Consider the following 22,302-nt stretch of genomic DNA (forward strand, 5'->3'; position numbering starts at 1 on the left):
CGGTCATCAGCCGCAGGCCGCGTTTTTTGGGTCCGGACAAGTCCGGGATTTTCCTTCACCCTCGGGCTAATGACCTACCCCCCCACGGAGGCTTGCGATGGTGCTTGCCCAGATCGCTCGCTGGACCGCCGCTCTCAGCATGGTGGCGGCCATGACCTTCGCCGTCGCCCCGTCCTCTGCCGCGGCCGCGCGGCCCGACTTCCGGCCGGGCGCGCCCGGTCTCGGTGACCCCTACTTCCCCCTGGAGGGCAACGGCGGGTACGACGCCCAGCACTACTCCCTCAACCTCGCCTACGACCCTGCCACCAAGGTGCTCAGGGGGACGGTGCACATGCTGGCTCGCGCCACACAGGACCTGTCCCGCTTCGATCTGGACTTCCAGCAGCTCACCGTGCGATCGGTCACGGTCAACGGCCGCCAGGCCGCCTATGCGCGCGACGGCCAGGAACTGGTCGTCACCCCCAACGCGGGCCTGCGGCGTCATAGCGTGTTCGACGTGGGCGTCACCTACGACGGCATCCCGCAGCCGCTCGGCGGCCCGATCGTGTTCGGCCTGCCGTACGGGTGGATCGCCACGGAGGACGGCGTGCTCGTCGCCTGCGAGCCGAACGCGGCCAGCACCTGGTTCCCCTCCAACGACCACCCGAGCGACAAGGCGACCTACTCCATCTCGGTGACCGTCCCGAAGGGGCTCACCGCCGCGTCGAACGGCGTGCTGGCGGCGCAGGTCACTCACGGTGACACGACGACCTTCCTGTGGAACGAGCTGCGTCCGATGGCGTCGTACCTGGTCACGACCACGATCGGCCGGTTCGACGTGCAGAAGGGCAGGACGCCGGACGGCCTGCGCGAATGGGTCGCCACCGATCCGACCGTGCCCGGCACCGAGGTCGTCTTCCAGCAGACCGCCGACATCACCGACTACTGGAGCGAACTGTTCGGGCGCTACCCGTTCGAGGAGACGGGCGCGATCGTGGACAACGTCCCCATCGTCGGCTTCTCGCTGGAGACTCAGACCAAGCCGCTGTACTCCGCCGTCCGCAGCGAGACAACGGTCGCGCACGAGCTCGCCCATCAGTGGTTCGGCGACAGCGTTTCGGTGCGGACCTGGCAGCACATCTGGCTCAACGAGGGCTTCGCCACCTTCGCCCAGCGCTACTGGACCGAGCACACCGGTGGCGAGAGCGTCCAGGCGTGGTTCGACCGGCAGTACGCCACCAGGCCGGAGTCGTTCTGGCTACCGAAGGTGGCCGACCCGCAGCGCGACACCATGTTCGACACCGCCGTCTACAACCGCGGCGGCATGACGCTCCAGGCGCTGCGGGTGAAGATCGGCGACGAGCCCTTCTTCCGGCTGCTGCGGACGTGGGCGGCCGATCATCGCTACGGCCTGGCCGACACCGACGAGTTCATCACGCTCGCGGAGAAGATCTCCGGCCGGGACCTGACCGAGTTCTTCAACGTCTGGCTGTTCACCCCGAGCAAGCCCGTGACGTGGTGACGACGTTCTGACTGCGGCGCTCTCGTACGTTTCGAGGTCGTCGGCTGATTTCGGGGGATGGGCCGGGGATGCGGATACGGTTGCTCGGGCCGGTTGACGTAGTCGCGGACGGGATGTCCGGCCGGTGAGCGGGCCGCGCCGCAAGGCGGTCCTGGCGATGCTCGCGCTGCACCGCGGTGAGATCGTCAGCAACGACCGGCTCGCCGACGTGATCTGGGCCGGCAACCCGCCGGCGACGCCGCTGAACACGGTCCAGCGCCACGTCTCGCATCTGCGCCAGGTGCTGGGCCGAGCAGCAGGTACAACCCGACATCAGCGAGGTGCTCGACCCCAGATTCCATCAGTCGCAGATCCTTATCGCCAGGCAGACGGCGACAGTGATCACCTCCAGCGGACCCAAGATCCCGAAGCGCACAAATCCAGAGCGATGCTGCTGAATCGCCCCCGGCTTAGGTAGAAGATGTGGTGCGTCCCGGGTTGCGGCGCTGGACGTACAGGCGGTTGCCCTTCGGCCCCGTCCATTCCACCCGCACGACCCCGGCCACCGCCGTGTCGGCGACGCGCGACGGGTCGGCCCAGTAGCCGAACCTGGGGTTGCGGAAGAACGTCGCCCACAGCTGGCCGCTGCGATCCGCGAAGATGTTGTTGTGACCGGCCCCGACGCCCAGGGTCCACCGCTGGGAATACGGTCCCTCGAAGTGGTCGGAGACGGCGACGACCGCGTCGTAGTGATACTGCTCGCGACCGGCGCCGGCCGGGTCGTAGGCGTAGCGGGTGCTGCCGTCGGCGTTGGTCGAGGATCGGTTCCAGGCGGCGTGCAGGAGGAAGTACTTGCCGCCGTGCTTGAAGACGTACGCGCCTTCCAGATACGGCTCGGGCGAGTAGGGCGTCTGCTGGAACGCCGGGAGGTTGGTGGTCGGGACGATGTCCTCCATGTCGTCCCGGAACTTCGCGTACAGGTTGTTGTGCAGGACGAGCCAGGCGTCGTCGCCTTCGGAGTAGAGGCCGCCGTCGATGTGGTGGTACGCGCCGGGCTTGATGAAGGCGGGTCCGCCGATGACAGGGTCGCCGAAGGGCTTTTCGAGGTTGCCTCGGACGAGGCGGTACGGGCCTTCGACCCCGCCCTCGCTCACGAGCATGAACGAGCCCACCTTCGTCGAATGATCGCCCATGCAGGCGACGATGTACCACTTGCCGCGGAAATAGTGCACTTCCGGGGCCCAGACATCGCCGCGCTTGCCGAACTGGCCCTCGTCGGTCCAGTACTCCTGCCACGGAGCGACGACCGTGCGCCCGGCCCGGTTCTCGCCGGCGAACTCGGGCGACCACACCTTGCCCTTTTCGGCGCCGGGGCGGATGCCGGTCGTGTCGGCCAGCCTCCACGGCCCGCGCAGGGACGGGGACGTCCACACGAAGATGCCGTCGTTCCACGGGGCCGCCCCCGGGAGCCCCGCCGACCGGGTGGTGCCGGTGGCGACGTAGATCGGGCGACCCTTGACGACGAAGCAGTTGACGTACGTGTCCCGCATCCAGACCCGGCCGAGTTCCTTGTCCCGGGGGCGCAGTTCCAGCGGCAGGATGAAGGAGTTGTCCGCGCGCGGCCACAGGTCGAGCCGGGTGTCGGCGAGACCGTACGGCTCGAGGTCCGGCCAGTTCGACGGGTATCGCGTCGTAGCCGCCTGCGCGGTGGTCGCGGGCAGTGCCGCCGCTCCCAGAACGCCGGCGGCGCCCGCCAGCAGGGACCGTCGGTTCACGTTCAACCCGTTGTCGGAACCAGTCATCAGTTACGTCCTTCACATCAGCGCGGTCTGCGGCGAGTGTGCCCGGCCGCTAAAATGTCATCAATAACCCGGCAAAAACTGCTGAAAACCGCACAGGTAGCCGCCGGTGAGCGCCGGGCCGAACTGGCCACGGCCTTCCTCACCACAGAAGACCGCGGCCGGCCACGTGACAGCCTGGTCAGGGCTGCTGCAGCGCGCGGAAGTCCTCGAGCCAGTAGCCGCGCCCCGACAGGTCAGCGCGGGGTCGTACGGTCTTGGCGGCATACACGCTGTTGAGCAGCCACGGGGTCTTGTCGGGGCCGAAGTTCGCGACCATCGCGTCTTCCTGCTTGAAGCCGTACGTGGCCACCGCCAGCCGCCCGGTGCCCCGATACAGCTTCATCTGGTCGCGCAGGAAGCCCGCCTGGCCGGTGAACCACGGGCTGCTCTTCAGGAAGTCATCCCACTTCCGCTCGCTGAACGGCGCGTCGATGGCGGCCTTGATGACCTGCCACACCAGGGTGCCGGAGGGGAAGCCGTACTTCTGGGCGAACGTGGCCGGGACCGGGTCCTGCAGGTGCTCTTTCCAGTACCAGACCAGGGAGAACTCGGTGACCAGGAACGTCTGGTCGGGGCGCATCCTCGGCAGGATGAAGTCCAGGAACGGCTGCGCGGCCTGCGGCGAGGGGATGTGCGGGTGGATGTCCACGCCCTCGATCTCCGGCGTTTCACGCACGAAGGTCATCCAGCGCTCGGCCGCCGGCGTGCGGCGGTCCGGCAGGTCGAGCCGGTTCAGCGCGCCCATGTAGAGCACGGTGCGGCAGTTGGCGCCGCAGTGCGCGCGCCGGTAGTCGATCACGTGCCGGGCGACGGTCTCGTAGAACGTGTTGAGTCGCGCGTCGCGCTCGGCGGGCAGGCTCTCGATGAACGGCTCGTTGCCGATCGCGATGATCTTCACCTTGTTCAGCACCGCAGGCAGGACCCGGTCCAGGCGGGCCAGCTCGGCGGCCATCCCGGCGCTGCCCGGAGCGGGGAACGAGGCCCGGTCGTAGGGGAACTTCAGGCTCAGGATGGTGTCGTAGCCCTTACCGGCCGCCTTGGTGATCGTGCTGATCGCTTCGTGCTTGGCGGGGTCGCCCTGCTGGGTTTGGGGCATCGGGAAGAAGCCGCGGATCCACCGGGCGCGCGCCTCGCGCAGCTCCGGGTAGTCCAGCGAGTCGAGGTTCTCGTTGAAGTTGGCGCCCAGCGCGCCGTACGCGAGGGCGCGCGGCTTGTCGACGGCCACGGATTCGGCTCCTTGCGCAGTGGCGGCGTGGGTGAGGGTCGAGAGGGCGAGAACCGCTGTCATGGCGATGGTCGACAGTCGGCGCAGCATGTGGCCTGCTTTCTCAGAGGAGGAGGTCGGGCGGCATTCATGTTTGCGCAAACCCGATCTGCCCGTCAATGGCCGCGGGCGGCGGAGGTCAGCGCCGCGGTGGCGCGGTGGAGGCCCGCACCACCAGCTCCGGCAGGACGAACCGGCTGGCGGAGGTGGGCGCCTCGGCCCCCTGCGGGGCCTCGATCTGCGCGATCAGCTGCTCGAGGCAGCGGCGGCCCACCGCGGCGAGGTCCTGGCGGACGGTCGTCAGCGGCGGGTTGAGAAAGGGCGTGAAGTCGAGGTCGTCGAACCCGACGACGCTCAGGTCGTCGGGCACCCTGCGGCCCAGCTCGGTAGCGGCCCTGAGCACGCCCACGGCCATCTGGTCGTTGGCGGCGAAGACGGCGGTCACGTCGTCGTCGGCCAGCAGGCGCCGGGCGGCGTCGTACCCCGACTGCGGGGACCAGTCGCCGACGGCGGGCGGCGGTACGGCGCGGCCCGCCCGCTTCAGCAGCCGCTGCCACGCGGCCCTGCGCCGCTGCGCCGGGATCGAGCCGGTCGGCCCGGCCACGTGGTGGACGGTGGCGTGGCCGAGCCCGAGCAGGTGCTCCACGGCGGCGCGGGCGCCGGCGGCCTCGTCCATGCCGAACGTGGGGTGCCGGTGCGCCGCCCTGCTGTCGGCGATCACCACCGGCACCTCGTCGGGAAGCCGCAGGTGCGGGGTGTCGAGCACCCGGCCCTCGATCACGATCACGCCGTCCACGGCGCGGTCGGTGAGGCCGCGGACGGCGGCGCGGACGTCCTTCTCGGTCGGGCTGTCGACCATCGCGACGCTCACCGAGTAGCCGCGGGCCTGGGCGCCGGTCACGACGGCCTCCACGATGCGGACGTTGAGCACGGCGCTGAGGTTGAACATGACGACGCCGATCGTGCGGAAGCGGCCGGTGGCCAGCGCCCGCGCGGCGATGTTGGCGCGGTAGCCGAGCTGTCTCATGGCCGTCTCGACCTTGAGCCTCGTGGCGGCGGTCACCCGGTCGTTGCCGTTCGCGACCCGGGACACGGTCTGGCCCGATACGCCCGCGAGCTTGGCGACGTCCGCCATCGACGGCCCGCCGGACGATCCCGTACCTGGTAGTCGAGCCACGCGGGGCGCTCTCCCTTCCTCGTAGCAGCGGCGTCAAGGCTACATCGACGCCGTTCGTGGCTGCTAACGGGGCCGCCACGCCTGTTTCCGCAAACAGGCTCTAGGGGAGGGTATGGCCCCTGAACTGGCCTTTTGAGAACTTCACCGGGACGCCCTTGACGTTGATAGACGTCAACCGTAGGTTTGCGCAAACATGGATCCGCTTCGCGGGGAGTCCTGATCGTTCGGGGCTGGGCGGGATCGTGACCGAGCCGACTACGAAGAGGAGTCGCCATGGGGTCGCATCGCCGAATCCCTGGAATCCCACCCGGCGTGGCAGGCGTCAGCCGCCGCCAGTTCCTCGGCGGCGCGAGCGCCGCCGTCCTGGCCACGGCGCTGACCGCGTGCACCGGCGGCGGGCAGCTGAGCCGCCGGAGCCAGGACGCGGGTAACACGCTGCAGTGGTGGGACCAGTTCAGGCCGCTGACCAAAATGCTGGAGAGCGACCTGTTCACCCCTTACGAGCAGGGCCACCAGGGCGTCACGATCGAACGGCGCCAGATGGACGCGCCCGACCTGGGCCAGGCGCTGCAGGTGGCCAGGCGCAGCAACCAGATGCCGGACGTGCACTCGCTGGCGGGGCTGGGCGCGGTCTCCCCGGCCGCCCTGGTCGGCGAGGGCTGGTTCCAGCCGGTCGGCAAGCTGGCCGATTTCGCCGGCAGCCCGATCGCCGGGCAGCTCTACGACGGCATCCACCGCTTCAACGGTGAGATCTACTCCTTCGCCCCGTTCTCCGGCCGCAATCACGACGCGGTGCCGTGGTTCAACTCGGCGCTGCTCAAGGAGGCCAAGCTGGATCCCGAGGACGAGCCGGCCACCTGGGACGACCTGCGCGCCGTCGCCCGCCGCCTGACCAAGGGCGACGTGCACGGGATGGTGATCCCGCTCAAGGATCCCGCGTACCTGGCGGCGCTGGTGCACCGGCTCGCCACGACCGCGGGCGCCCCCGGCCCCGGCGCCGTCGACTGGGCGACGGGCGAGTACGTCCACGACTCCCAGCCGTACATCGACGCCATCGAGTTCCTCGTCTCGCTGCAGAAGGACAAGGTCGTCCACCCGGCGTCCGCGTCGATGGGCCCGCGCGACGCCCGCGCCCGCTGGGCAGCCGGGCAGGCGGCCATCTACCTGTGGGGCGCGTGGTTCGTCGGCGGCCTGCGCGTGGACGAGCCCGAGGCGGTCGAGCGCGGGGTCGGCGTGTGGCACATCCCGTGCCCCGAGACCACCAGGAACTTCGTCTACAGCCCTCCGTCGCCCGGCACGTTCTGGGTGTCGGGCCAGTCGAAGAAGGCCAAGACCGCGGCCGAGGTGCTGTTGGCGATGACCACCAAGGAGTTCCAGCTCAAGCTGGCCGCCGCCATGGACCAGCCGCCCGCGCTGGCCGAGGTGGTGAAGGAGGCGGAGGTGCACCCCGCCTACCGGCAGTGTGTCGCCAACTTCCAGGACGACGTGCGCATCGGGCCGGTGCCCGAGGTCGGCACGCCGGGCGTGTGGCAGGTGCTCGCCGAGATGCGCGACATCCACCCCGACCTCGGCGACATCGTCCAGTCGGTGCTGACCGGCGCCAAGTCGGACGTGGGCGGCCAGCTCCGGCGCTACAAGGACCAGCTCAGCGCCGAGCGCGAGCGCGCCATCAAGGCGGTCAAAGACAAGAAGGGGGGCCAGGTCGGCCTCGACGCCTGGGTCTTCGCCAACTGGGACCGCGAGAAGGACTACGAGCAGCGGGATTACGCCAGCCGCTGAGGGGCGGCCGGACAGGAGCACCATGACGACAACCCCCGGGCACGCCGCCGCGCGCCCCCGCCCCGGACGGCTGAGGCGCCTGCGCAAGGACTGGTGGATCTACCTCTTCCTGCTGCCGACCCTCGTCGGGTACGGCGCGTACACCATCTACCCCCTGCTGGCGTCCTGGTGGTTCGGCTTCCTCGACTGGCCGGGCTTCGCCGACACCGGGACGTTCATCGGCGTCGAGAACTTCACCCGGCTGATCGGGGACGAGCTGTTCTGGAACGCCTTCCGGAACTCGCTCGTGTTCCTCGTGATCGCCGTACCCCTGCGGGTCGGGCTGGCGCTGGCGCTGGCGATCGTGCTCAACCGCAAGAAGACGCCCTTCAAGGGCTTCTTCCGCACACTGTTCTTCCTGCCGGTCGTCACCACGGGCGCCATCGTCGGCATCGTGTTCACGCTGCTGCTGGACGCCAGTGGCCCGGTGAGCGTGTCGCTGGTGTGGGCGGGCCTGATCGACTCGCCGGCCAACTTCGCCGCCGACGCCGGTACCTCGCTCTACGCCGGGATCGCCGTCTGGGTGTGGAAGTGGCTGGGCATCACCCTCATCTACTGGCTGGCCGCGCTGCAGACGATCCCGCAGGGCGTCCACGAGGCTGCGATGATCGACGGGGCGGGCCCCTGGGCGGAGTTCCGGCGCGTCACGCTGCCGCTGCTGGTGCCGTTCCTGGTGATCATCACGCTGATCGACACCGTGGCGGCGTTCAACGTCTTCGACCTGATGCAGACCCTCACCGGCGGGGGCCCGTCCTTCTCCTCCGAGGTGATCGAGATCTTCATCTTCCGCACCGCCTTCCAGGCCACCGTCCCGCAGCTCGGGTACGCCTCGGCGGCGGCGGTGCTGTTCGGGCTGCTCACCATGGTCCTGGCGATCGCGCAGGCGCTGGGCATGCGCTGGGCCAGGAACCGGATGGGCGCGGCATGACGGCGCGTCCCCGGCCGAGCGCCGGGCAGGTGGTGACCGCCGTCCTGCTGCTCGTGCTCGGCGGCCTGTGGGTCTACCCGTTCATCTGGCTGGTCTCGGCCTCGCTGAAGACCTCGCCCGAGATCTTCGGCTCGGGGCTCGGCCTGCTGCCCGAGGAGCCGGTCTGGGCGAACTACGCCCGCGCCTGGACCGAGGTCGGCTTCGCCAGGTACTTCGTCAACACTCTCGCCATCACCGTGGGCACGGTGGTGCTCGTCGTCGTGCGCAGCGCCCTGGCGGGCTACGTGCTGGGCCGCTACGACTTCGCCGGCAAGAAGGTCGTCATCGGCCTGTTCCTGGTCACGTTCTTCCTGCCCGAGGGGTACACGATCATCCCGATCACCCAGCTCACCGACCAGCTGGGGCTGCTCAACACGCACGCCGGCGTGATACTCGGCCTGGGCGCGGGCGGGCAGATCGCCTCGACCCTCCTGTACGCCGGGTTCTTCAGGAAGCTGCCGAACGAACTGGAGGAGTGCGCCCGCCTGGACGGCGCGGGCCACTTCACCGTCTTCTTCCGCGTGATGCTCCCTCTGGCCTGGCCGATCACCGCCACGGTGGTCATCCTCACGTACCTGTTCGCCTGGAACGTCTACCTGCTTCCGCTGGTGTTCACGCTCAGCGACCCCGATCTGCGGACGCTGGCCGTGGGCATGACGGTCTTCATGGGCGAGCGGGAAACGGACTGGTCGGGGATGGCCGCGGCCGCCGTGATCTCGCTGATCCCGGTGATCGCCGTTTTCGTCGTCCTCCAGCGGAAGTTCGTCGACAGCATCGCGGGAGCGGTGAAGCAGTGACCGGAACGGAGTCTTGAACCACATGTCTGTCCACGGCCGTGAGGCACTCGTGACGATCGACACCCGCCGCCCGGCGGGCCGGATCGACGACGACGTCTACGGACATTTCCTGGAATCGGCGTTCTTCGGGAACATCGAGGGCGGCGTCTTCGACGAGGGCTCACCGCTGTCCGTCACCGAGCCAGGCCTGCTCGACGGCGTCCGCGCCGACGTGCTCGACCTGGTACGCGAGCTGGGCCCGGGGCCGATCCGCTGGCCGGGTGGCAACTTCACCTCGGCCTACAACTGGGAGGACGGCGTCGGCCCGCGCGATGCCCGGCCGAGCCGGCTGGAGCTGGCCTGGGGCGGGCAGGAGTCCAACCGCTTCGGCACCGACGAGTTCCTGGCCTGGTGCGAGGCGGCCGGCGCGGAGCCGTACCTGGTGCACTCCTGCCGGAACGTGGACGAGGCGGTGCGCTGGGTCGAGTACACCAACTCCGCACGCGCGACCACGCTCACCGGCCGCCGCGCCGCGAACGGGCGGGCCGAACCGTGGAAGGTGCGCTACTGGGGCGTGGGCAACGAGGTCTACGGGCCGTGGCAGATGGGCCACCGCACGGCCGAGGAGTACGCCGCCGCCGCCCGCGAGCACGCCCGGTTCATGCGCCTGGTCGACCCCGAGATCCGCCTGATCGGCGTCGGCATCCCCTGGCAGCAGGAGCAGTGGACGCGCCCGGTGCTGGCCCGCGCGGGCGAACTCCTGGACTACCTGTCCCTGCACCTGTACGGAGCCGGCACCCACCTGTGGACCGGCGACGACTACGACGCCGTCGTGGCCCAGGCGCTGTACTTCGAGCGGGAGATCCACGCCTACTCCCGGCTCGTCACCGACCTCGCCGCCGAGGTGGGCCTGGAACGCCCGCCCGCGCTCGCACTCGACGAGTGGACCATGCGCCATCTCGAACCCGAGGACTGGCCGCAGCCGCTGCCCGGCGACGACGGCGGCGTCGCCGAGCGCGAACTGCCCGAGGCGGGCGACGGCCCAGGACGCCGGGTCCGGGTGAACCGATGGAGCCCCCGCACCGTCGCCGACCTGGTCTTCTGCGCCGGAGTCTGCCACGCCGTGCACCGCTCGGCCGCTCTGCCCGCACCTGTGTCCATGGCCAACCCGGTCAACCTGGTCAACGCCAACGGCCTGGTGGTCGCCCGCCCCGGCGGCGCCCTGCGCTCGGCGATCTACCACCTCTGGCACCTCTACCGGCACCACACGGGCAGGACCGTGCTGCGGTCCGAGGTGGACGGCCCGGCCAGGACGGCCGCGGTCCGGCTCGGCGACACCTGGGGGCCGGACGGCCGGCTGCTCACCGAGCCCATGACCGTCCCGTACATCGACGTCTCGGCCACCCGCGCCGACGACGGCTCGGTGCGGGTGGCCGTCGTCAACCGGCACCGCGACGAGACCATCCGGGTGCGGCTCGTCCTCGACGGCAGCGCCGACGCCACCCCCGCCCGCGCGCGGGTACGCACCGTCGGCGGCGACGCCGCCTTGGGCGCGGTCAACACGCTCGGCGCGCAGGACACGATCGCCGTGCGCGACCTGGGCGAGATCGAGGCGAACGGCGGGATCTGGGAGCTCGCGCCGCACTCGGTGACCGTACTGACCCTCATCGAGAAGCTTTCGTGACCGACGATCCCGACCATCCTCTGAGAGCGCGGACGAGATGCTCGGCGAGCGCGACGACGGGCAGGCCGGTGGTAGCACGAGGGATCACCGGCATGATCGAGGCGTCGATGACCCATAGGTTGTCGCTGCCGTGCACGCGCCCCGCGCCGTCGACCACGGCGCCCGCGGCCGGATCGGGGCCGATCGCGCAGGTGCCCACCGGATGCCAGTAGTGGGCGGCGGAAGCACGCATCGCGGCCGCACTTGCCCTCGGACGGGCGCTGAACTCGTCGAGCGGTGCCCCGAGCAGCGGTGCGAGCGCTGGCGAAGCGGCCATGCGCCGGCACAGGTCGATGCCGTCCCGCAGCACGCCCAGGTCGGCCCCGTCCTGGTCCGTCAGGTAAGCGTGGTCGATGACGGGCTTGGACGTGGGGTCGAGAGAGGAGAGCCGGAGCGTGCCTCGGGAGCGCGGGGCGAGGCACGCGGCCGGCAGCACGCAGGCCCAGCCGTCCGCGGCGCGGGTGGTCCACGGCAGGAGATGGAGGTCGTAGGGGGCACGGCCACCGGTCGAGCGCGCCTTGCCGATGACCTGTTCGTCCGGCAGGGGGCGCAGTCGTTCATGGTCGGCGAGTCGCCGCGTCAGTTCGTCACTCGCCGCGAAGCGCAGTTCGAGCATGGGTTGGTCGTGCAGGTTGCGGCCGACGCCCGGGAGGTCGAGGCGGGGACGCACACCCAGGGCACGCAGGTCGTCGGCCGGCCCTATGCCGCTGCGCAGGAGCACCTCCGGGCTGCCGTAGGTGCCGCCGCAGAGCACGAACCGATCGGCTTCCACGAGGAGCCGTTCGCTTCCTCGAAGCACGTGGGCGCGTCGGACCGTCGAGCCGTGTAGCTCCAGCCGGTCGACCAGCGCCTGGTCGATGATGTGCAATCCGCTCTCGTCACGGACCGGATCGAGGTAGGCGAAACCGGTGTTCCAGCGCACGCCGCCGGGGTTGTTCACGGGTGACGGGCCGCAGCCGGGGCCGCCGAAGAGGTCGTCCAGGTCGTCCGTCCGCGGGATACCGCACTCGACCATGGCGTCCATCGCCGCGGCCTGGAAGGGGGTGAGCTCCTGTTCGGAGTAGTGCCTGACGCGCAGCCTGGCCGCGCTCTCCTTCATCAGGCCGGTGAGCGATTCGTCGGTCCAGGAGAGCCCCCATGAGCGGTAGTCGGAGGCGTGGCCCACGGTCTGGGAGCAGCCGTTGTGGGAAGAACAGCCGCCGATGACCCGCGCGCGCTCGAACGCCAGGTCGCGGCCGGGGTGTGCGCCGGGGCCGCGATAGCCCCAGTCATGCGTGTCCGGCAGCGTCGAGCTGTCGAGGAGCTCGCGCGGCCACCGTCCCGAGTCGAAGGAGCCGTAGTCGGGCCCGGCCTCGACTACCACCACGGACAGGGAGGTGGTTTCGAGCAGGCGCCCGGCGACGACCGCCCCGGCCGTGCCACCGCCAAGAATCGCGATGTCCGCGCGTACGCGCTGGTCCAAGTCGTTCGTAGCGCTTACCATGGAAGAAGTTTAATCGATCGAACGATAAAAGAACTAGAAGGCAGGTACAGAGAGTGGACGTCGCCATCCTCATCTACGAAGGGTTCACCGCCCTGGACGTCACCGGGCCGTTCGAAGTGCTGAGCCGCCTGCCGGACGCCCGCGTGCGGTTCGTCTCCGCGACGCCGGGGATGGTCGCCGCCGATCAGCCTGGATTCGGCCTCGTGGCCGAGCCGCTGGAGAGTATGGAGCGGCCGGGCGTGGTCGTGGTCTCCGGCGGCAGCACCACCACGCGGTTCCTGGACGACGAGGCCGTCCTGTCCTGGTTGCGCCGGACGCACGAGACCAGCGTGTGGACGACGTCGGTGTGCACCGGCTCCCTCCTGCTCGGTGCCGCGGGGCTGCTCCAGGGGCGCGCGGCCACGACCTTCTGGTACGAGCTGGACAGCCTGCGTTGCTTCGGGGCCGAGCCGGTGTCCCGTCGTGTGGTCGAGGACGGGAAGATCATCACGGCGGCCGGCGTGTCATCCGGCATCGACATGGCATTGGTGGTCTGTGATCGGCTGCAGGGCCCTGCCTATGCGCAGGCTGTGCAGCTGGGGATCGAGTACGACCCCCAGCCTCCGCACGACGCCGGCTCGGTGGACAAGGCCCCGGCGGAAGTGGTGCGGTTCATGCGGGACAACCTGGAACGCGCGTACGGCCCCTCGTGGGCCCGCCGGAACTATCACACCTCCTGAGCCTGCCAGGCGAAGTGGCAGGCCACCCGGTGCCCGTCCCGCCGGACCTCCGGTGGGGCGGCGGTGCCGCACCTGGTTGCAGCGGCCGGACAGCGCGGGTGGAAGCGGCAGCCGGGCGGTAGGTGGAGCGGGCTGGGCGGCTCGCCCAAGGCCCGGGCGCCGAGCCGGCGCCGGTCCGCCGATGGGACGGCGTCGAGCAGTACGCGCGTGTACGGGTGTCCGGGGTGTGCGAAGACCTCGGCGGCGGGTCCTTCCTCGACGACGCGTCCCAGGTACATCACGGCGACGCGGTCGCAGAGCCGCCGCACCACGGCCAGGTCGTGAGAGATGAAGAGCACCGTCAGATTCAGCCGTTCGCGCAGCTCGCACAGCAGGTTGAGCACGGCGCCCGCCACGGACGCGTCGAGCGAGGCCACGGCCTCGTCGGCGACCAGCACGTCGGGTGCCACGGCGAGCGCGCGGGCGATGGCGATGCGCTGTCGCTGACCGCCCGACAGCTCGCGAGGGCGGGCGCGGAGATGCTCCTCGCCCAGTCCGACCATCTCCAGCAGCTCGCGGGTACGATGCGCGACCTGGTCGGCGGAATGCTTCCGCAGCGGCTCGGCCAGGGTCTGCGCGACCGTGCGCAGGGGGTCGAGGGAAGATCCCGGATCCTGGTAGATCATCTGAACGCGGCGGCGCATGCCGGGCGGGCGCCGTCGAGGCACGGGAACGCCGTCGAGCAGCACACGGCCGGCGGACGGCAGGGTGAGGCCGACGATCGCGCGGCCGAGCGTCGACTTGCCGCAGCCGCTCTCGCCCACCAGACCCAGGATCTCGCCCCGGGCGAGTCCCAGCTCCACTCCGTCCACAGCGCGGATGCGTCGCCGGAACAGTCCGTCCTGCACGGCGTAGGCCACGGTCAACTGCTCCGCCCGTACCAGCTCGCTCATATGGCCTCCTCATGAATGCACGACGACCGGTGCCGCGCGTGGAGCGCGGGTATGCCAGGGACGACGCCTTGACAGGCTGCTTCCCGGTGGCCACAGCGGGGCGAGAACCTGCAGGCAGAGGTGTAGTTCGCCGGGTCGGGTGGCGCGCCGGGGATCGGCCTGAAGCGGCCTGCCGGTCCGTCGAGGGTGGGCACGGCTTCGATCAAGGCTCGTGTGTACGGGTGCCGCGGCCGGCCGAGCACTTCGGGTGCCGGGCCGGCTTCGATGATCTGCCCGGCGTACATGACGGCCACAACGTCGGCCACCTGGCGGATCACCGCGACATCGTGGCTGACGAGGACCATGCCGAGCCCGCGCTCCGCCCGCGCCTTGCCGAGGAGCCGCAGGATCTCGGCCTGCAAGGTGACGTCCAACGCCGTGGTCGGCTCGTCGCACAGCAGCACCCCCGGATCCGTGGCGAGGGCCAGCGCGATCGCGACCCGCTGGCGCATGCCGCCGCTGAGTTCGTGTGGGTAGGCGCGGGAGCGCAGGTCGGGATCCGGGACGCCGACGGCCGCCAGCAACTCGACGGCCCGCCGCCTGCCGGCGGCCCGCGAGGCTCCCCGCCGACGGCGTACGACATCGGCGATGAAGGACCCGACCCGCATGGTGGGATCCAACGAGGCGTGGGAGTCCTGGAACACCATCGCGAGACCGCGCCCGGCCCGGACCTCCCCGCCGGTCCGTACGGCGCCGCGTGGCAGCAGCCCCATCGTGGCGCGCAGAGTGAGCGACTTGCCGCACCCGGATTCACCGACGATGCCCAGGCACTGCCCGGCGCTGACCGCGAACGAGACGCCGTCGAGCACGAGCAGTGCCTTTTCTCGCCGGTGTATCGCCACGCGGAGTTCGTCCACCTGAAGGAGCGTCATACTGCCTCCTCTCGCTCGGTCCACCGGTCGCCGAGAGCCGCGACGCTCGATCCGAGGATCACGATGACCAGCCCGGGGAAGGCCGCCAGCCACCAGTGGCTGCGCAGGAACACCTGAGCCTCGGACACCATGGCTCCGAGCTCGGGAGTGCCCGGCTCCACGCCCAGCCCGAAGAAGGACAGGACCGCGATGCCCTGGAGCGCCATGCCCATGTCCGTGGTTAGGTAGACCAGCGACTGGCGCAACGCGTTCGGTAGCACGTGCCTGACCAGCACCGCGGTGTGTGAGAGGCCGAGCAGGTAGCCGGCCGAGATGTAGTCGCGTTCCCGAACCCGGCGCACCTCGGTGCGGATGAGCCGGGCGTACACCACCCAGCCCAGCGCGCCGAACGCGACGAGCAGGGACGGAGTTCCGGGGCCGAGCACGAAGACGAAGGCGATGAGCAGGACGTACACGGGGAGGGCCTGGAAAATGTCGGCGACCCAGCGCACCGCGACGTCCAAGAGACCGCCGTAGTAGCCGGCCACCGCCCCGATCACCGTCCCCACCAGCATCGGCAGGCCCGCGGCGAACGCCATCAGCAGGAGATCGGTACGCAGCGCGAACAGCAGCCGGGACAGCACGTCGCGGCCGAGCGCGTCCGTGCCGAGCGGATGAGCGGCGCTCGGCGGCCGGAGCTGGTCGAGTGTCTGCTGGGCCGGGTCGGCCGTGGCCAGCAGCGGCGCCAGAACGGCGGCGAGGATCACCAGCGCCAGCAGCCCGGCGGCCGACCAGCGAATCCAGGCGAACCCGCGTCGAGGAGCCGCCGTGACCGCGGCCGTCACCAGGTCGTCCTCGGGTCGAGAAGCGCGACCATCAGATCGGCGAGCAGGTTGATCGCGATGATGGCCGTGCCGAAGATCAGGGTGAGGGCCTGGACCATCGGGAAGTCACGCTGGCCGGCCGCGTTCACCATCTCGGCTCCCAGCCCTGGCAGGCCGAAGGTCTGCTCGACGACGACCGCGCCGAACAGCAGCGCGGCCGCCTGGACGGCCAGCAGCGTGACGGCGGGCGGCAGGGCGTTGCGCAGCAGGTGCCGCCGGACGAGTGGCCACCCGGACAGCCCCAGGGACCGTGCGGTCGTCACGTGGTCCGCGACCAGCACCTGGCGCAGGCTCGCGGCGCCGCTGCGCGCCAGGAGCGGCATCGCGGCCAGAGCGATGGTCAGCGACGGCAGGACCATCGAGCGGAGCCGCTCACCGAAGCTCTCGCCGAAGCCGCCCACGGGCAGCCACCCCGTGCGCAACGCCAGCAACGAGGCCAGCATCAGACCGATCCAGAACGGCGGGCAGTTGACGAGGATCGTGAGCGAGCGCGCGCAGAGCCTGGCCGCAGCCGATCGCGGGCGCAGCGCCATGAGCAGCGCGGCGGGCGCCGCCAGCGCCGTGCTGACGAGGAGGCCGCCGATCAGCAGCCACGTTGTCGCGCCGGCACGGTCGCCGACGATGGTGGAGATGGGGATCCCAGTCCGGTTCGACCGGCCGAGATCGCCATTCGCGAGATGGGTTACGTACGTCCAGAACTGCACCAACATCGGCTGGTCGAGGCCCAGGTCCCGGCGGACCTGCGCCACTTGCTCGGCGCTCGCTCGCGGCCCCGCGATGACACGCCCCGGATCGCCGGGCATCAGCTGCTGGAGCAGGACGACGATGAGCAGGAGCGCCGCCAGCACCGGGACCACCTGGATCAGCCTGCCGGCCACGAAGCGCAACCGTCCGGCGGACATGGTCAGGCCGCCTGGAGCAGGTCGGCGGGATAGGACAGGAAGGGCGTGATGTGCAGGCCCTTCACCTTCGGCGATACGGCGAAGAGCCGGTCGGGGAAGGCGGTGGGGATGTAGGGCAGGTTGTCGTGGATCCACGTCTCGGCGATCCGCACCGCGGCGGCCCGTTCCTGGTCGGTCTGCGCGACCTCCAGCCGGTCGAAGGCGTCGGAGATGGTCTTCATCGGCAGGCCGGAGTAGAGCCCACCGGTGGCGACGATCAGCCCGAAGATGTCGCCCACAGTCGGCGACACGCTGCCCACCTCGCCCAGGGACAGGTCGTAGGCGCCCTTCGCCTGCCGGTCGACGAGCACTTGGACTTCCAGTTTCTGCAGGTCGACGTCGATGCCGATGGCGCGTAGCTGCGCGGCCGCGGTCTCGCCGGCGCGGGTGGAGGACGGCGTCGTCGCATCGACCACCAGCTCCACCTTCGTCCCCGGCTGGTAGGACGATTTCGCCAGTTCGGCCTTCGCCTTCTCGACCCCGGTCTCGTACGTGCAGCCGCATCCGACGGACCCTTGGACGCCCGGCGGCAGCCCGCCGGTCGCCGGTGCGGCCAGGCCACCGAAGACCGCCTGGGTGTACCGGCCGCGGTCGATGGCCAAGCTCACGGCACGCCGGAAGTGGATGTCGTTGCCCGGTTGCTTGGCGGCGTTGACGAAGATGCCGTGGATCGTCGCCGAGGGATGCACGAGCACCCGTTCGCCTTCGGGGATCTGCCCGGCCAGATCGAGCGGGACGGCCTCGATGGCGTCGGCCTGGCGGCTCTGGTAGCGGAGCATCTGCTGGTTGGGATCGGCGACCACCTCGTAGGTGAGGTGGTCCAGTTTGGGCCGCGCGGGGTCGTAGTAGCGGCGGTTGCGTTCGAGTACCAGCCGCTGTCCGGGCTGGTACGAGCCCACGACGAACGGCCCGGCGCCGATCGGCTTGGCGAAGAAGTCCTTGCGGCTCATCCCGCCGAAATCCTTCGGCACGATGACGGACGAGCCGTTGCTGAGCCAGGTGAGCGTGAAGGTGCTCGCCTTCTTCATCTTGATGACCAGCGTCCGATCATCCGGCGTGGCGGTGCCGGTGATGGCGGCGTAGAGCGAGCCCATGGACAGCCCTTTGCGCCACAGGCCGACGGAGAAGGCGGCGTCCTCGGACGTCAGGGGCCGTCCGTCGCTGAAGGCCAGCCCCGGACGGAGCGTGAAGGTGATGGTCTTCGCCTTGGCGTCAAGCTTCCACTTCTCGGCCAGGGCAGGCTGGATGGAGTTGCCATCCGCCGAGGGTCGCACCAGCCCTTCCATCACCTGTGGCAGGGTCTGGAAGGTCGCGAGCTGGATCGCCTTGTCGGGGTCCCAGCCGTCGATGTCGGCGGCACGCAGGATGGTGAGGCTGCCACCGCGCGTCGCCGGGCCGCCAGAGTCGCTCGCCGTGCCGCCCCCGCAGCCCGTGACCAGCATTGCCACCGCGAGCAGGAGGCATGCCGTGGTTTTCATCCGCATCGTGTTCATCACCAGATTTCGAACGTTCGATAAAATATGCGGCCGCATCGGTTCCGGGGGCCTCACAGGGTCAGCGCAGGCTGGCCATCACGTGCTTGACGTGGGTGTAGTCCTCCAGGGCGTACGCCGACAGGTCCTTGCCGTAGCCCGACTGCTTGTAGCCGCCATGCGGCATCTCCGACGCGAGCGGGACGTGGTCGTTGATCCAGACGCAACCGAACCGCAGCTCCTTCGACATGCGCAGGGCGCGGCCGACGTCGCGGGTCCAGACCGAGGAGGCCAGCCCGTACGGCGTGCCGTTGGCCAGCGCGACGGCCTCCTGTTCGGTGTCGAAGCGCTGGACCGTGATGACCGGACCGAAGATCTCCCGCTGGACCAGCTCGTCGTCATGGTGGAGCCCCGCGACGACCGTGGGCTCGTAGAAGAAGCCCGGCCGGTCGGCGGCGTGGCCGCCGGCGACGACCTCGGCGTGCGCGGGGCGGCGGTCGAGGAAGCCCGCGACCCGCTCGCGCTGACGCAGGCTGTTGAGCGGACCCAGCGTGGTGCCGGGGTCACGGGTGTCGCCCATCACCAGCTTGCCCGCCTTGTCCGCCAGACCGGCCACGACGTCGTCGTACAGCCGGGCGGAGGCGAGCACCCTGGTCGCCGCGGTGCAGTCCTGGCCCGCGTTGTAGTAGCCGGCGCCCGAGACGACCTCCAGCGCCGACTCCAGGTCGGCATCGTCGAAGATCACGACTGGGGCCTTGCCGCCGAGCTCCAGATGGACGCGCTTGAGCGTGCGGGCGGCGTGTTCGGCGATCCACTTACCGGTGTCCACGGATCCGGTGAGCGAGACCAGCTCGACGTCCGGGTGTTCCACCAGCGCGGCGCCGGGCTCGTTCCCCCCGACGACGACGTTGAGCACTCCCGGCGGGAGGATGTCGGCGGCCAGCTCGGCGAGCCGGACCGTGGTGACCGGAGTCGAGGGCGCGGGTTTGAGCACAGTGGTGCACCCGGCGGCGAGTGCCGGGCCGATCTTCCACACCGCCATCATCATCGGGTAGTTCCATGGCGTGATCTGTCCGACCACGCCCACGGGCTCTCGGCGGATGATCGAGGTGTAGCCCGCGACGTACTCCCCAGCCGCCTTGCCCTCCAGACATCGGGCCGCGCCGGCGAAGAAGCGCAGGTTGTCGGCCATCGCGCCGATCTCGTCATTCCGTACGGTGAGCAGTGGCTTTCCGGCGTCGGCCGACTCCAGCGCGGCCAGCTCGTCTCCGTGCTCCTCGATCGCGTCCGCCAACCGCAGCAAGGCGAGCGCCCGCTCACCCGGAGTGGTGCCGGACCAGCGGGGGAAGGCCGCCTTGGCCGCGGCTACCGCCAGGTCGACGTCCTCGGGACCGGAACGGGGAGCGCTCGCGATGGTCTCGCCGGTCGCGGGATCCAGTACGGGCGAGAACCGCTCCTCGACCGGTCCCGCGAACTCGCCATTGATGAAGTTCCGCAGCACGCGGAGGTCGGGCATGTCTTTCTCCATGTCAGGACGCCGCCAGCAGGCGCAGTTTCATCTTGTCGACCTTGCCGATGGCCAGCTTGGGCAGCTCGCCTTCGAGCCGGAACACCTTCGGCACCTTGTAGTTGGCCAGTCGCGCCCGGGCGTGCTCGCGCAGCTCCGCTTCGGTCACCGGTGCGCTCGGCACCACGAACGCGTGGCCCACCTCGCCCCAGTGCCCGTCCGCCACCCCGACCACCGCCGCGAGCGCCACCGCCGGGTGCTCCTCCAGCACGGCCTCGATCTCGCGCGGATAGACGTTGTAGCCGCCGGACTTGAACATCTCCTTGAGCCGGCCGACCAGTCGGATATGCCCGCCTTGCTCCCGCACCGCAAGGTCACCGGTGTGGAGCCAGCCGTCGGCGTCGATGGCGGCGCGCGTCGCCTCCGGATCGCGGAAGTACCCGCGTGTGATGAAGTCGCCCCGGACGAGCAACTCGCCGGACTCGCCCGGCATCGCGAAGGCGCCCTCGGAACGGCGCAGCGCCACCTCGTAGTGCGGGTCCACCCGGCCCACGCTCCAGGACAGCACGTCGAGGGAGTCGCCGGGATCGGTGTAGGTCACCGAGCCGGTCGACTCGGTGAGGCTGTAGCTGGTGGCCAGCCGGGCGCCCGTTCGCGACAGGGTCTCCAGCAGGCTGTGCGGTGCGGCGGCTCCGCCCCAGAGGATGTACTCCAGCGAGCTGAGATCGCATTGCCGCCACTCCGGCGTGGCCACCATGGCCAGCAGCTGCGTGGGGATGCAGTAGATGTGGGTCAGGCGTTCCCGCTCCACCATGCTCAGAGCTCCCGCCGGATCGAAGCGCGGCATGTAGACCACCGTGCCGCCCGCGACCAGGACCGACGTGCTGATGTCGCCGAGCCCGCCGATGTGGTTGAGCGGCAGGTCGCACAGCTTGCGGGGAGCGTCGCCGTACCAGTGGCCCGCCTGCACCACCCCGCAGTACGCAAGTCCCCAGTGGGGGACGAGCGCGCCCTTCGGCTTGCCCGTGCTTCCCGACGTGTAGATCATCGCCGCCGGATCCAGCGGCCGCACCTCCCGCCGGGCGGCCCAAAGACGATCGTCGGGCCTTGCCGCCTCGATGAACTCGTCGTAGGAGGACGACTCACGAGTCACCACCCGCAGCTGCCGGCCTGACGACAGCGCGCGCAGCGTTGCCGCCTGCTCGGGGTCGCTGGGAGCGAGCATGCCGAACAGCAGCGCCGGCTCGCTGTCGGCGACCACGTGGGCCAGCTCGGCGGTGGTGTACTTCGGGTTCAGGCCCACCCAGACACCGCCGATACTCGCCGTCGCCAGGAAGACCACGAAGCATTCGGGCTGCGGGTGGCCGAGCAGTGCGACCCGGTCACCACGCCTGACGCCCGCCGCCAGCAGCGCCGCCGCGCAGCGGTCGACATCGTCACGCAGGCGCTCGTACGTCCAGCGCCCGCTCTCCCCGACGAGGGCCTCCCTGGTCGGGTGGTGTGTGGCCCAATGCTGCACATAGTCGGTGATGCGCGGCCGCTGGGGGATGCTCATACGAGCACCGCCTGCTCACGGGATGACAGCAACCGGCTGGCGTTGCCATGGAGCAGCGCGTCCAGGGTCTCCGCCCGCAGGCCGAGACCGTGCCACTCTTCCAGCGCCCGCCGGTGCGGGAAGACCGGCCAGTCCGTGGCGAAGAGAACCTGGTGGCGCAGCAGGCGGTCCATGAAGCGCAGCATCATCTCCCAGCCCGAGCCCGGCACGCCCAGGTACTTGGGGGACAGGCCGCCGAAGTCGATGAGCACGTTGGGGTGGCGCCGCGCGACCGCGACGATCTCCGGGATCCACGGCCAGGCCGCGTGGCAGGCGATGAGCGTCGCCTCCGGAAAGTCGCAGGCGACCTGGTCCAGCCGCACGGGGCGTTCGGCCTCGATGGGGTGGCGCCGCGAGTAGTTGACGCCCGTGTGGATGGCGACGGCCAGACCGAGTTCGGTGGCCTTGGCGTAGACCGGGTAGAGCAGGCGGTCGTCGATGGCGTGGCCGAAGAAGGACGGCTGTACGTTGATGCCTTTCAGCCCGAGAGCGCCGACCCGCTCGACCTGGCGCACCGCGCGCATGACGGAGAGAGGCTCCAGGGTCACCGTCCCGAAGCCGGAGAACCGCTCGGGGCGGAGCCGGATCTGCTCGGCGACCTCCTCGTTGAGCGCGTCGGCGTAGTCGCCGTGTTCGTACTCGGCGTGGAGCACGGCGTGTCCGATGCCGGCCTCGTCCATCTCGGCCAGGAGTTCGTCCATGTCCTTGTGCCAGCCGTTGCCGATGTCGAGCACCGCTTCGTACTGCGTGTAGACGTCGCCTCCCGCGGAGATCGGGGGACGGGCGGCGCTGGGCACCCGTACGCGGAAGTCGATGATCGTCGAATTCATGAAA

General features: G+C 70.2%; 19 protein-coding genes. 7 read left to right on the top strand and 12 right to left on the bottom strand.

All coding sequences use genetic code 11. The features are described 5' to 3' along the window. The first annotated feature begins 97 nt into the window (after positions 1–97). Positions 98–1,501 carry a M1 family metallopeptidase gene (locus KME78_RS48495; RefSeq protein ID WP_219536771.1) on the top strand — a complete coding sequence of 468 codons (1,404 nt, stop codon included), beginning with the start codon at positions 98–100 and terminating at the stop codon, positions 1,499–1,501. Between the two features lie 124 nt (positions 1,502–1,625). Next, on the top strand, positions 1,626–1,958 hold the full coding sequence (locus KME78_RS48500; RefSeq protein WP_308127410.1) for an AfsR/SARP family transcriptional regulator: 333 nt from the start codon (positions 1,626–1,628) through the stop codon (positions 1,956–1,958). On the opposite strand, the gene KME78_RS48505 is transcribed toward KME78_RS48500, so the two are convergent. From KME78_RS48505 to KME78_RS48515, 3 genes are all read right to left on the bottom strand, one after another. Continuing rightward, positions 1,951–3,282, bottom strand: a complete 1,332-nt coding sequence (locus KME78_RS48505; protein WP_219536773.1) for a family 43 glycosylhydrolase — start codon at positions 3,280–3,282, stop codon at positions 1,951–1,953. The two genes, KME78_RS48500 and KME78_RS48505, sit on opposite strands and share 8 nt — an antisense overlap. A 178-nt stretch (positions 3,283–3,460) precedes the next feature. Then, positions 3,461–4,636 (bottom strand): hypothetical protein, encoded by a 1,176-nt coding sequence (locus tag KME78_RS48510; RefSeq protein ID WP_219536774.1) that lies wholly within the window; start codon positions 4,634–4,636, stop codon positions 3,461–3,463. An 88-nt stretch (positions 4,637–4,724) separates the two neighbouring features. Then, a complete protein-coding gene (locus KME78_RS48515; RefSeq protein WP_308127411.1) occupies positions 4,725–5,762 on the bottom strand; it encodes a LacI family DNA-binding transcriptional regulator in 1,038 nt (345 codons plus the stop codon). Between the two features lie 312 nt (positions 5,763–6,074). On the opposite strand from KME78_RS48515, the gene KME78_RS48520 reads away from it, so the two are divergent. Genes KME78_RS48520 through KME78_RS48535 form a run of 4 tightly spaced genes read left to right on the top strand, consistent with a single transcriptional unit; the run spans position 6,075 to position 11,007 of the window. Continuing rightward, positions 6,075–7,541: an ABC transporter substrate-binding protein gene (locus KME78_RS48520; RefSeq protein WP_219536775.1), complete on the top strand. Its 1,467-nt coding sequence runs from the start codon at positions 6,075–6,077 to the stop codon at positions 7,539–7,541. A gap of 22 nt (positions 7,542–7,563) precedes the next feature. Continuing rightward, entirely contained in the window at positions 7,564–8,508 is a 945-nt protein-coding gene (locus tag KME78_RS48525) for a carbohydrate ABC transporter permease (RefSeq protein WP_219536776.1), read from the top strand. After that, positions 8,505–9,344, top strand: coding sequence for a carbohydrate ABC transporter permease (locus tag KME78_RS48530; protein ID WP_219536777.1), 840 nt, complete (start codon positions 8,505–8,507; stop codon positions 9,342–9,344). Before KME78_RS48525 ends, KME78_RS48530 begins: the two co-directional genes overlap by 4 nt. Positions 9,345–9,366: 22 nt before the next feature. Then, positions 9,367–11,007 carry an alpha-L-arabinofuranosidase family protein gene (locus KME78_RS48535; protein WP_219536778.1) on the top strand — a complete coding sequence of 547 codons (1,641 nt, stop codon included), beginning with the start codon at positions 9,367–9,369 and terminating at the stop codon, positions 11,005–11,007. On the opposite strand, the gene KME78_RS48540 is transcribed toward KME78_RS48535, so the two are convergent. Next, positions 10,988–12,529 carry a GMC family oxidoreductase gene (locus KME78_RS48540; RefSeq protein WP_219536779.1) on the bottom strand — a complete coding sequence of 514 codons (1,542 nt, stop codon included), beginning with the start codon at positions 12,527–12,529 and terminating at the stop codon, positions 10,988–10,990. The genes KME78_RS48535 and KME78_RS48540 overlap by 20 nt on opposite strands. 53 nt (positions 12,530–12,582) lie before the next feature. Between KME78_RS48540 and KME78_RS48545 the strand changes: the two genes are divergently transcribed. Further along, positions 12,583–13,248, top strand: coding sequence for a DJ-1/PfpI family protein (locus tag KME78_RS48545; RefSeq protein WP_219536780.1), 666 nt, complete (start codon positions 12,583–12,585; stop codon positions 13,246–13,248). On the opposite strand, the gene KME78_RS48550 is transcribed toward KME78_RS48545, so the two are convergent. From KME78_RS48550 to KME78_RS48585, 8 genes are all read right to left on the bottom strand, one after another. Further along, complete coding sequence (locus KME78_RS48550; RefSeq protein ID WP_219536781.1) at positions 13,236–14,180, bottom strand: oligopeptide/dipeptide ABC transporter ATP-binding protein; 945 nt, start codon at positions 14,178–14,180, stop codon at positions 13,236–13,238. The genes KME78_RS48545 and KME78_RS48550 overlap by 13 nt on opposite strands. Further along, on the bottom strand, positions 14,177–15,091 hold the full coding sequence (locus KME78_RS48555; RefSeq protein ID WP_219536782.1) for an ABC transporter ATP-binding protein: 915 nt from the start codon (positions 15,089–15,091) through the stop codon (positions 14,177–14,179). The genes KME78_RS48550 and KME78_RS48555 overlap by 4 nt, the downstream gene beginning before the upstream one ends. Then, entirely contained in the window at positions 15,088–15,915 is an 828-nt protein-coding gene (locus tag KME78_RS48560) for an ABC transporter permease (RefSeq protein WP_219536783.1), read from the bottom strand. Before KME78_RS48560 ends, KME78_RS48555 begins: the two co-directional genes overlap by 4 nt. Continuing rightward, positions 15,912–16,856, bottom strand: a complete 945-nt coding sequence (locus tag KME78_RS48565; protein WP_219536784.1) for an ABC transporter permease — start codon at positions 16,854–16,856, stop codon at positions 15,912–15,914. The genes KME78_RS48560 and KME78_RS48565 overlap by 4 nt, the downstream gene beginning before the upstream one ends. A gap of 2 nt (positions 16,857–16,858) precedes the next feature. Beyond that, complete coding sequence (locus tag KME78_RS48570; RefSeq protein ID WP_219536785.1) at positions 16,859–18,373, bottom strand: ABC transporter substrate-binding protein; 1,515 nt, start codon at positions 18,371–18,373, stop codon at positions 16,859–16,861. Positions 18,374–18,449: 76 nt separating this feature from the next. Further along, positions 18,450–19,883, bottom strand: a complete 1,434-nt coding sequence (locus tag KME78_RS48575; RefSeq protein ID WP_219536786.1) for a gamma-aminobutyraldehyde dehydrogenase — start codon at positions 19,881–19,883, stop codon at positions 18,450–18,452. Positions 19,884–19,896: 13 nt separating this feature from the next. Further along, the gene (locus KME78_RS48580) at positions 19,897–21,429 is read right to left on the bottom strand and encodes a class I adenylate-forming enzyme family protein (protein ID WP_219536787.1); all 1,533 of its coding nucleotides are present in this window, start codon (positions 21,427–21,429) and stop codon (positions 19,897–19,899) included. Further along, entirely contained in the window at positions 21,426–22,298 is an 873-nt protein-coding gene (locus KME78_RS48585; protein WP_219536788.1) for an amidohydrolase family protein, read from the bottom strand. The genes KME78_RS48580 and KME78_RS48585 overlap by 4 nt, the downstream gene beginning before the upstream one ends. Positions 22,299–22,302: the final 4 nt, after the last annotated feature.

Origin of the sequence: Nonomuraea guangzhouensis (assembly GCF_019396345.1) — a bacterium.
In the GTDB taxonomy this organism is placed as follows: domain Bacteria; phylum Actinomycetota; class Actinomycetes; order Streptosporangiales; family Streptosporangiaceae; genus Nonomuraea; species Nonomuraea guangzhouensis.

What these genes read in the sequence shown, in the direction of transcription:
- KME78_RS48550 (WP_219536781.1), bottom strand. Translation starts at nt 14,180, where the DNA reads ATGAGCGAGCTGGTACGGGCGGAGCAGTTGACCGTGGCCTACGCCGTG.
- KME78_RS48505 (WP_219536773.1), bottom strand. Translation starts at nt 3,282, where the DNA reads ATGACTGGTTCCGACAACGGGTTGAACGTGAACCGACGGTCCCTGCTG.
- KME78_RS48525 (WP_219536776.1), top strand. Translation starts at nt 7,564, where the DNA reads ATGACGACAACCCCCGGGCACGCCGCCGCGCGCCCCCGCCCCGGACGG.
- KME78_RS48580 (WP_219536787.1), bottom strand. Translation starts at nt 21,429, where the DNA reads ATGAGCATCCCCCAGCGGCCGCGCATCACCGACTATGTGCAGCATTGG.
- KME78_RS48540 (WP_219536779.1), bottom strand. Translation starts at nt 12,529, where the DNA reads ATGGTAAGCGCTACGAACGACTTGGACCAGCGCGTACGCGCGGACATC.
- KME78_RS48565 (WP_219536784.1), bottom strand. Translation starts at nt 16,856, where the DNA reads ATGTCCGCCGGACGGTTGCGCTTCGTGGCCGGCAGGCTGATCCAGGTG.
- KME78_RS48530 (WP_219536777.1), top strand. Translation starts at nt 8,505, where the DNA reads ATGACGGCGCGTCCCCGGCCGAGCGCCGGGCAGGTGGTGACCGCCGTC.
- KME78_RS48575 (WP_219536786.1), bottom strand. Translation starts at nt 19,883, where the DNA reads ATGCCCGACCTCCGCGTGCTGCGGAACTTCATCAATGGCGAGTTCGCG.
- KME78_RS48585 (WP_219536788.1), bottom strand. Translation starts at nt 22,298, where the DNA reads ATGAATTCGACGATCATCGACTTCCGCGTACGGGTGCCCAGCGCCGCC.
- KME78_RS48510 (WP_219536774.1), bottom strand. Translation starts at nt 4,636, where the DNA reads ATGCTGCGCCGACTGTCGACCATCGCCATGACAGCGGTTCTCGCCCTC.
- KME78_RS48570 (WP_219536785.1), bottom strand. Translation starts at nt 18,373, where the DNA reads ATGAAAACCACGGCATGCCTCCTGCTCGCGGTGGCAATGCTGGTCACG.
- KME78_RS48555 (WP_219536782.1), bottom strand. Translation starts at nt 15,091, where the DNA reads ATGACGCTCCTTCAGGTGGACGAACTCCGCGTGGCGATACACCGGCGA.
- KME78_RS48495 (WP_219536771.1), top strand. Translation starts at nt 98, where the DNA reads ATGGTGCTTGCCCAGATCGCTCGCTGGACCGCCGCTCTCAGCATGGTG.
- KME78_RS48535 (WP_219536778.1), top strand. Translation starts at nt 9,367, where the DNA reads ATGTCTGTCCACGGCCGTGAGGCACTCGTGACGATCGACACCCGCCGC.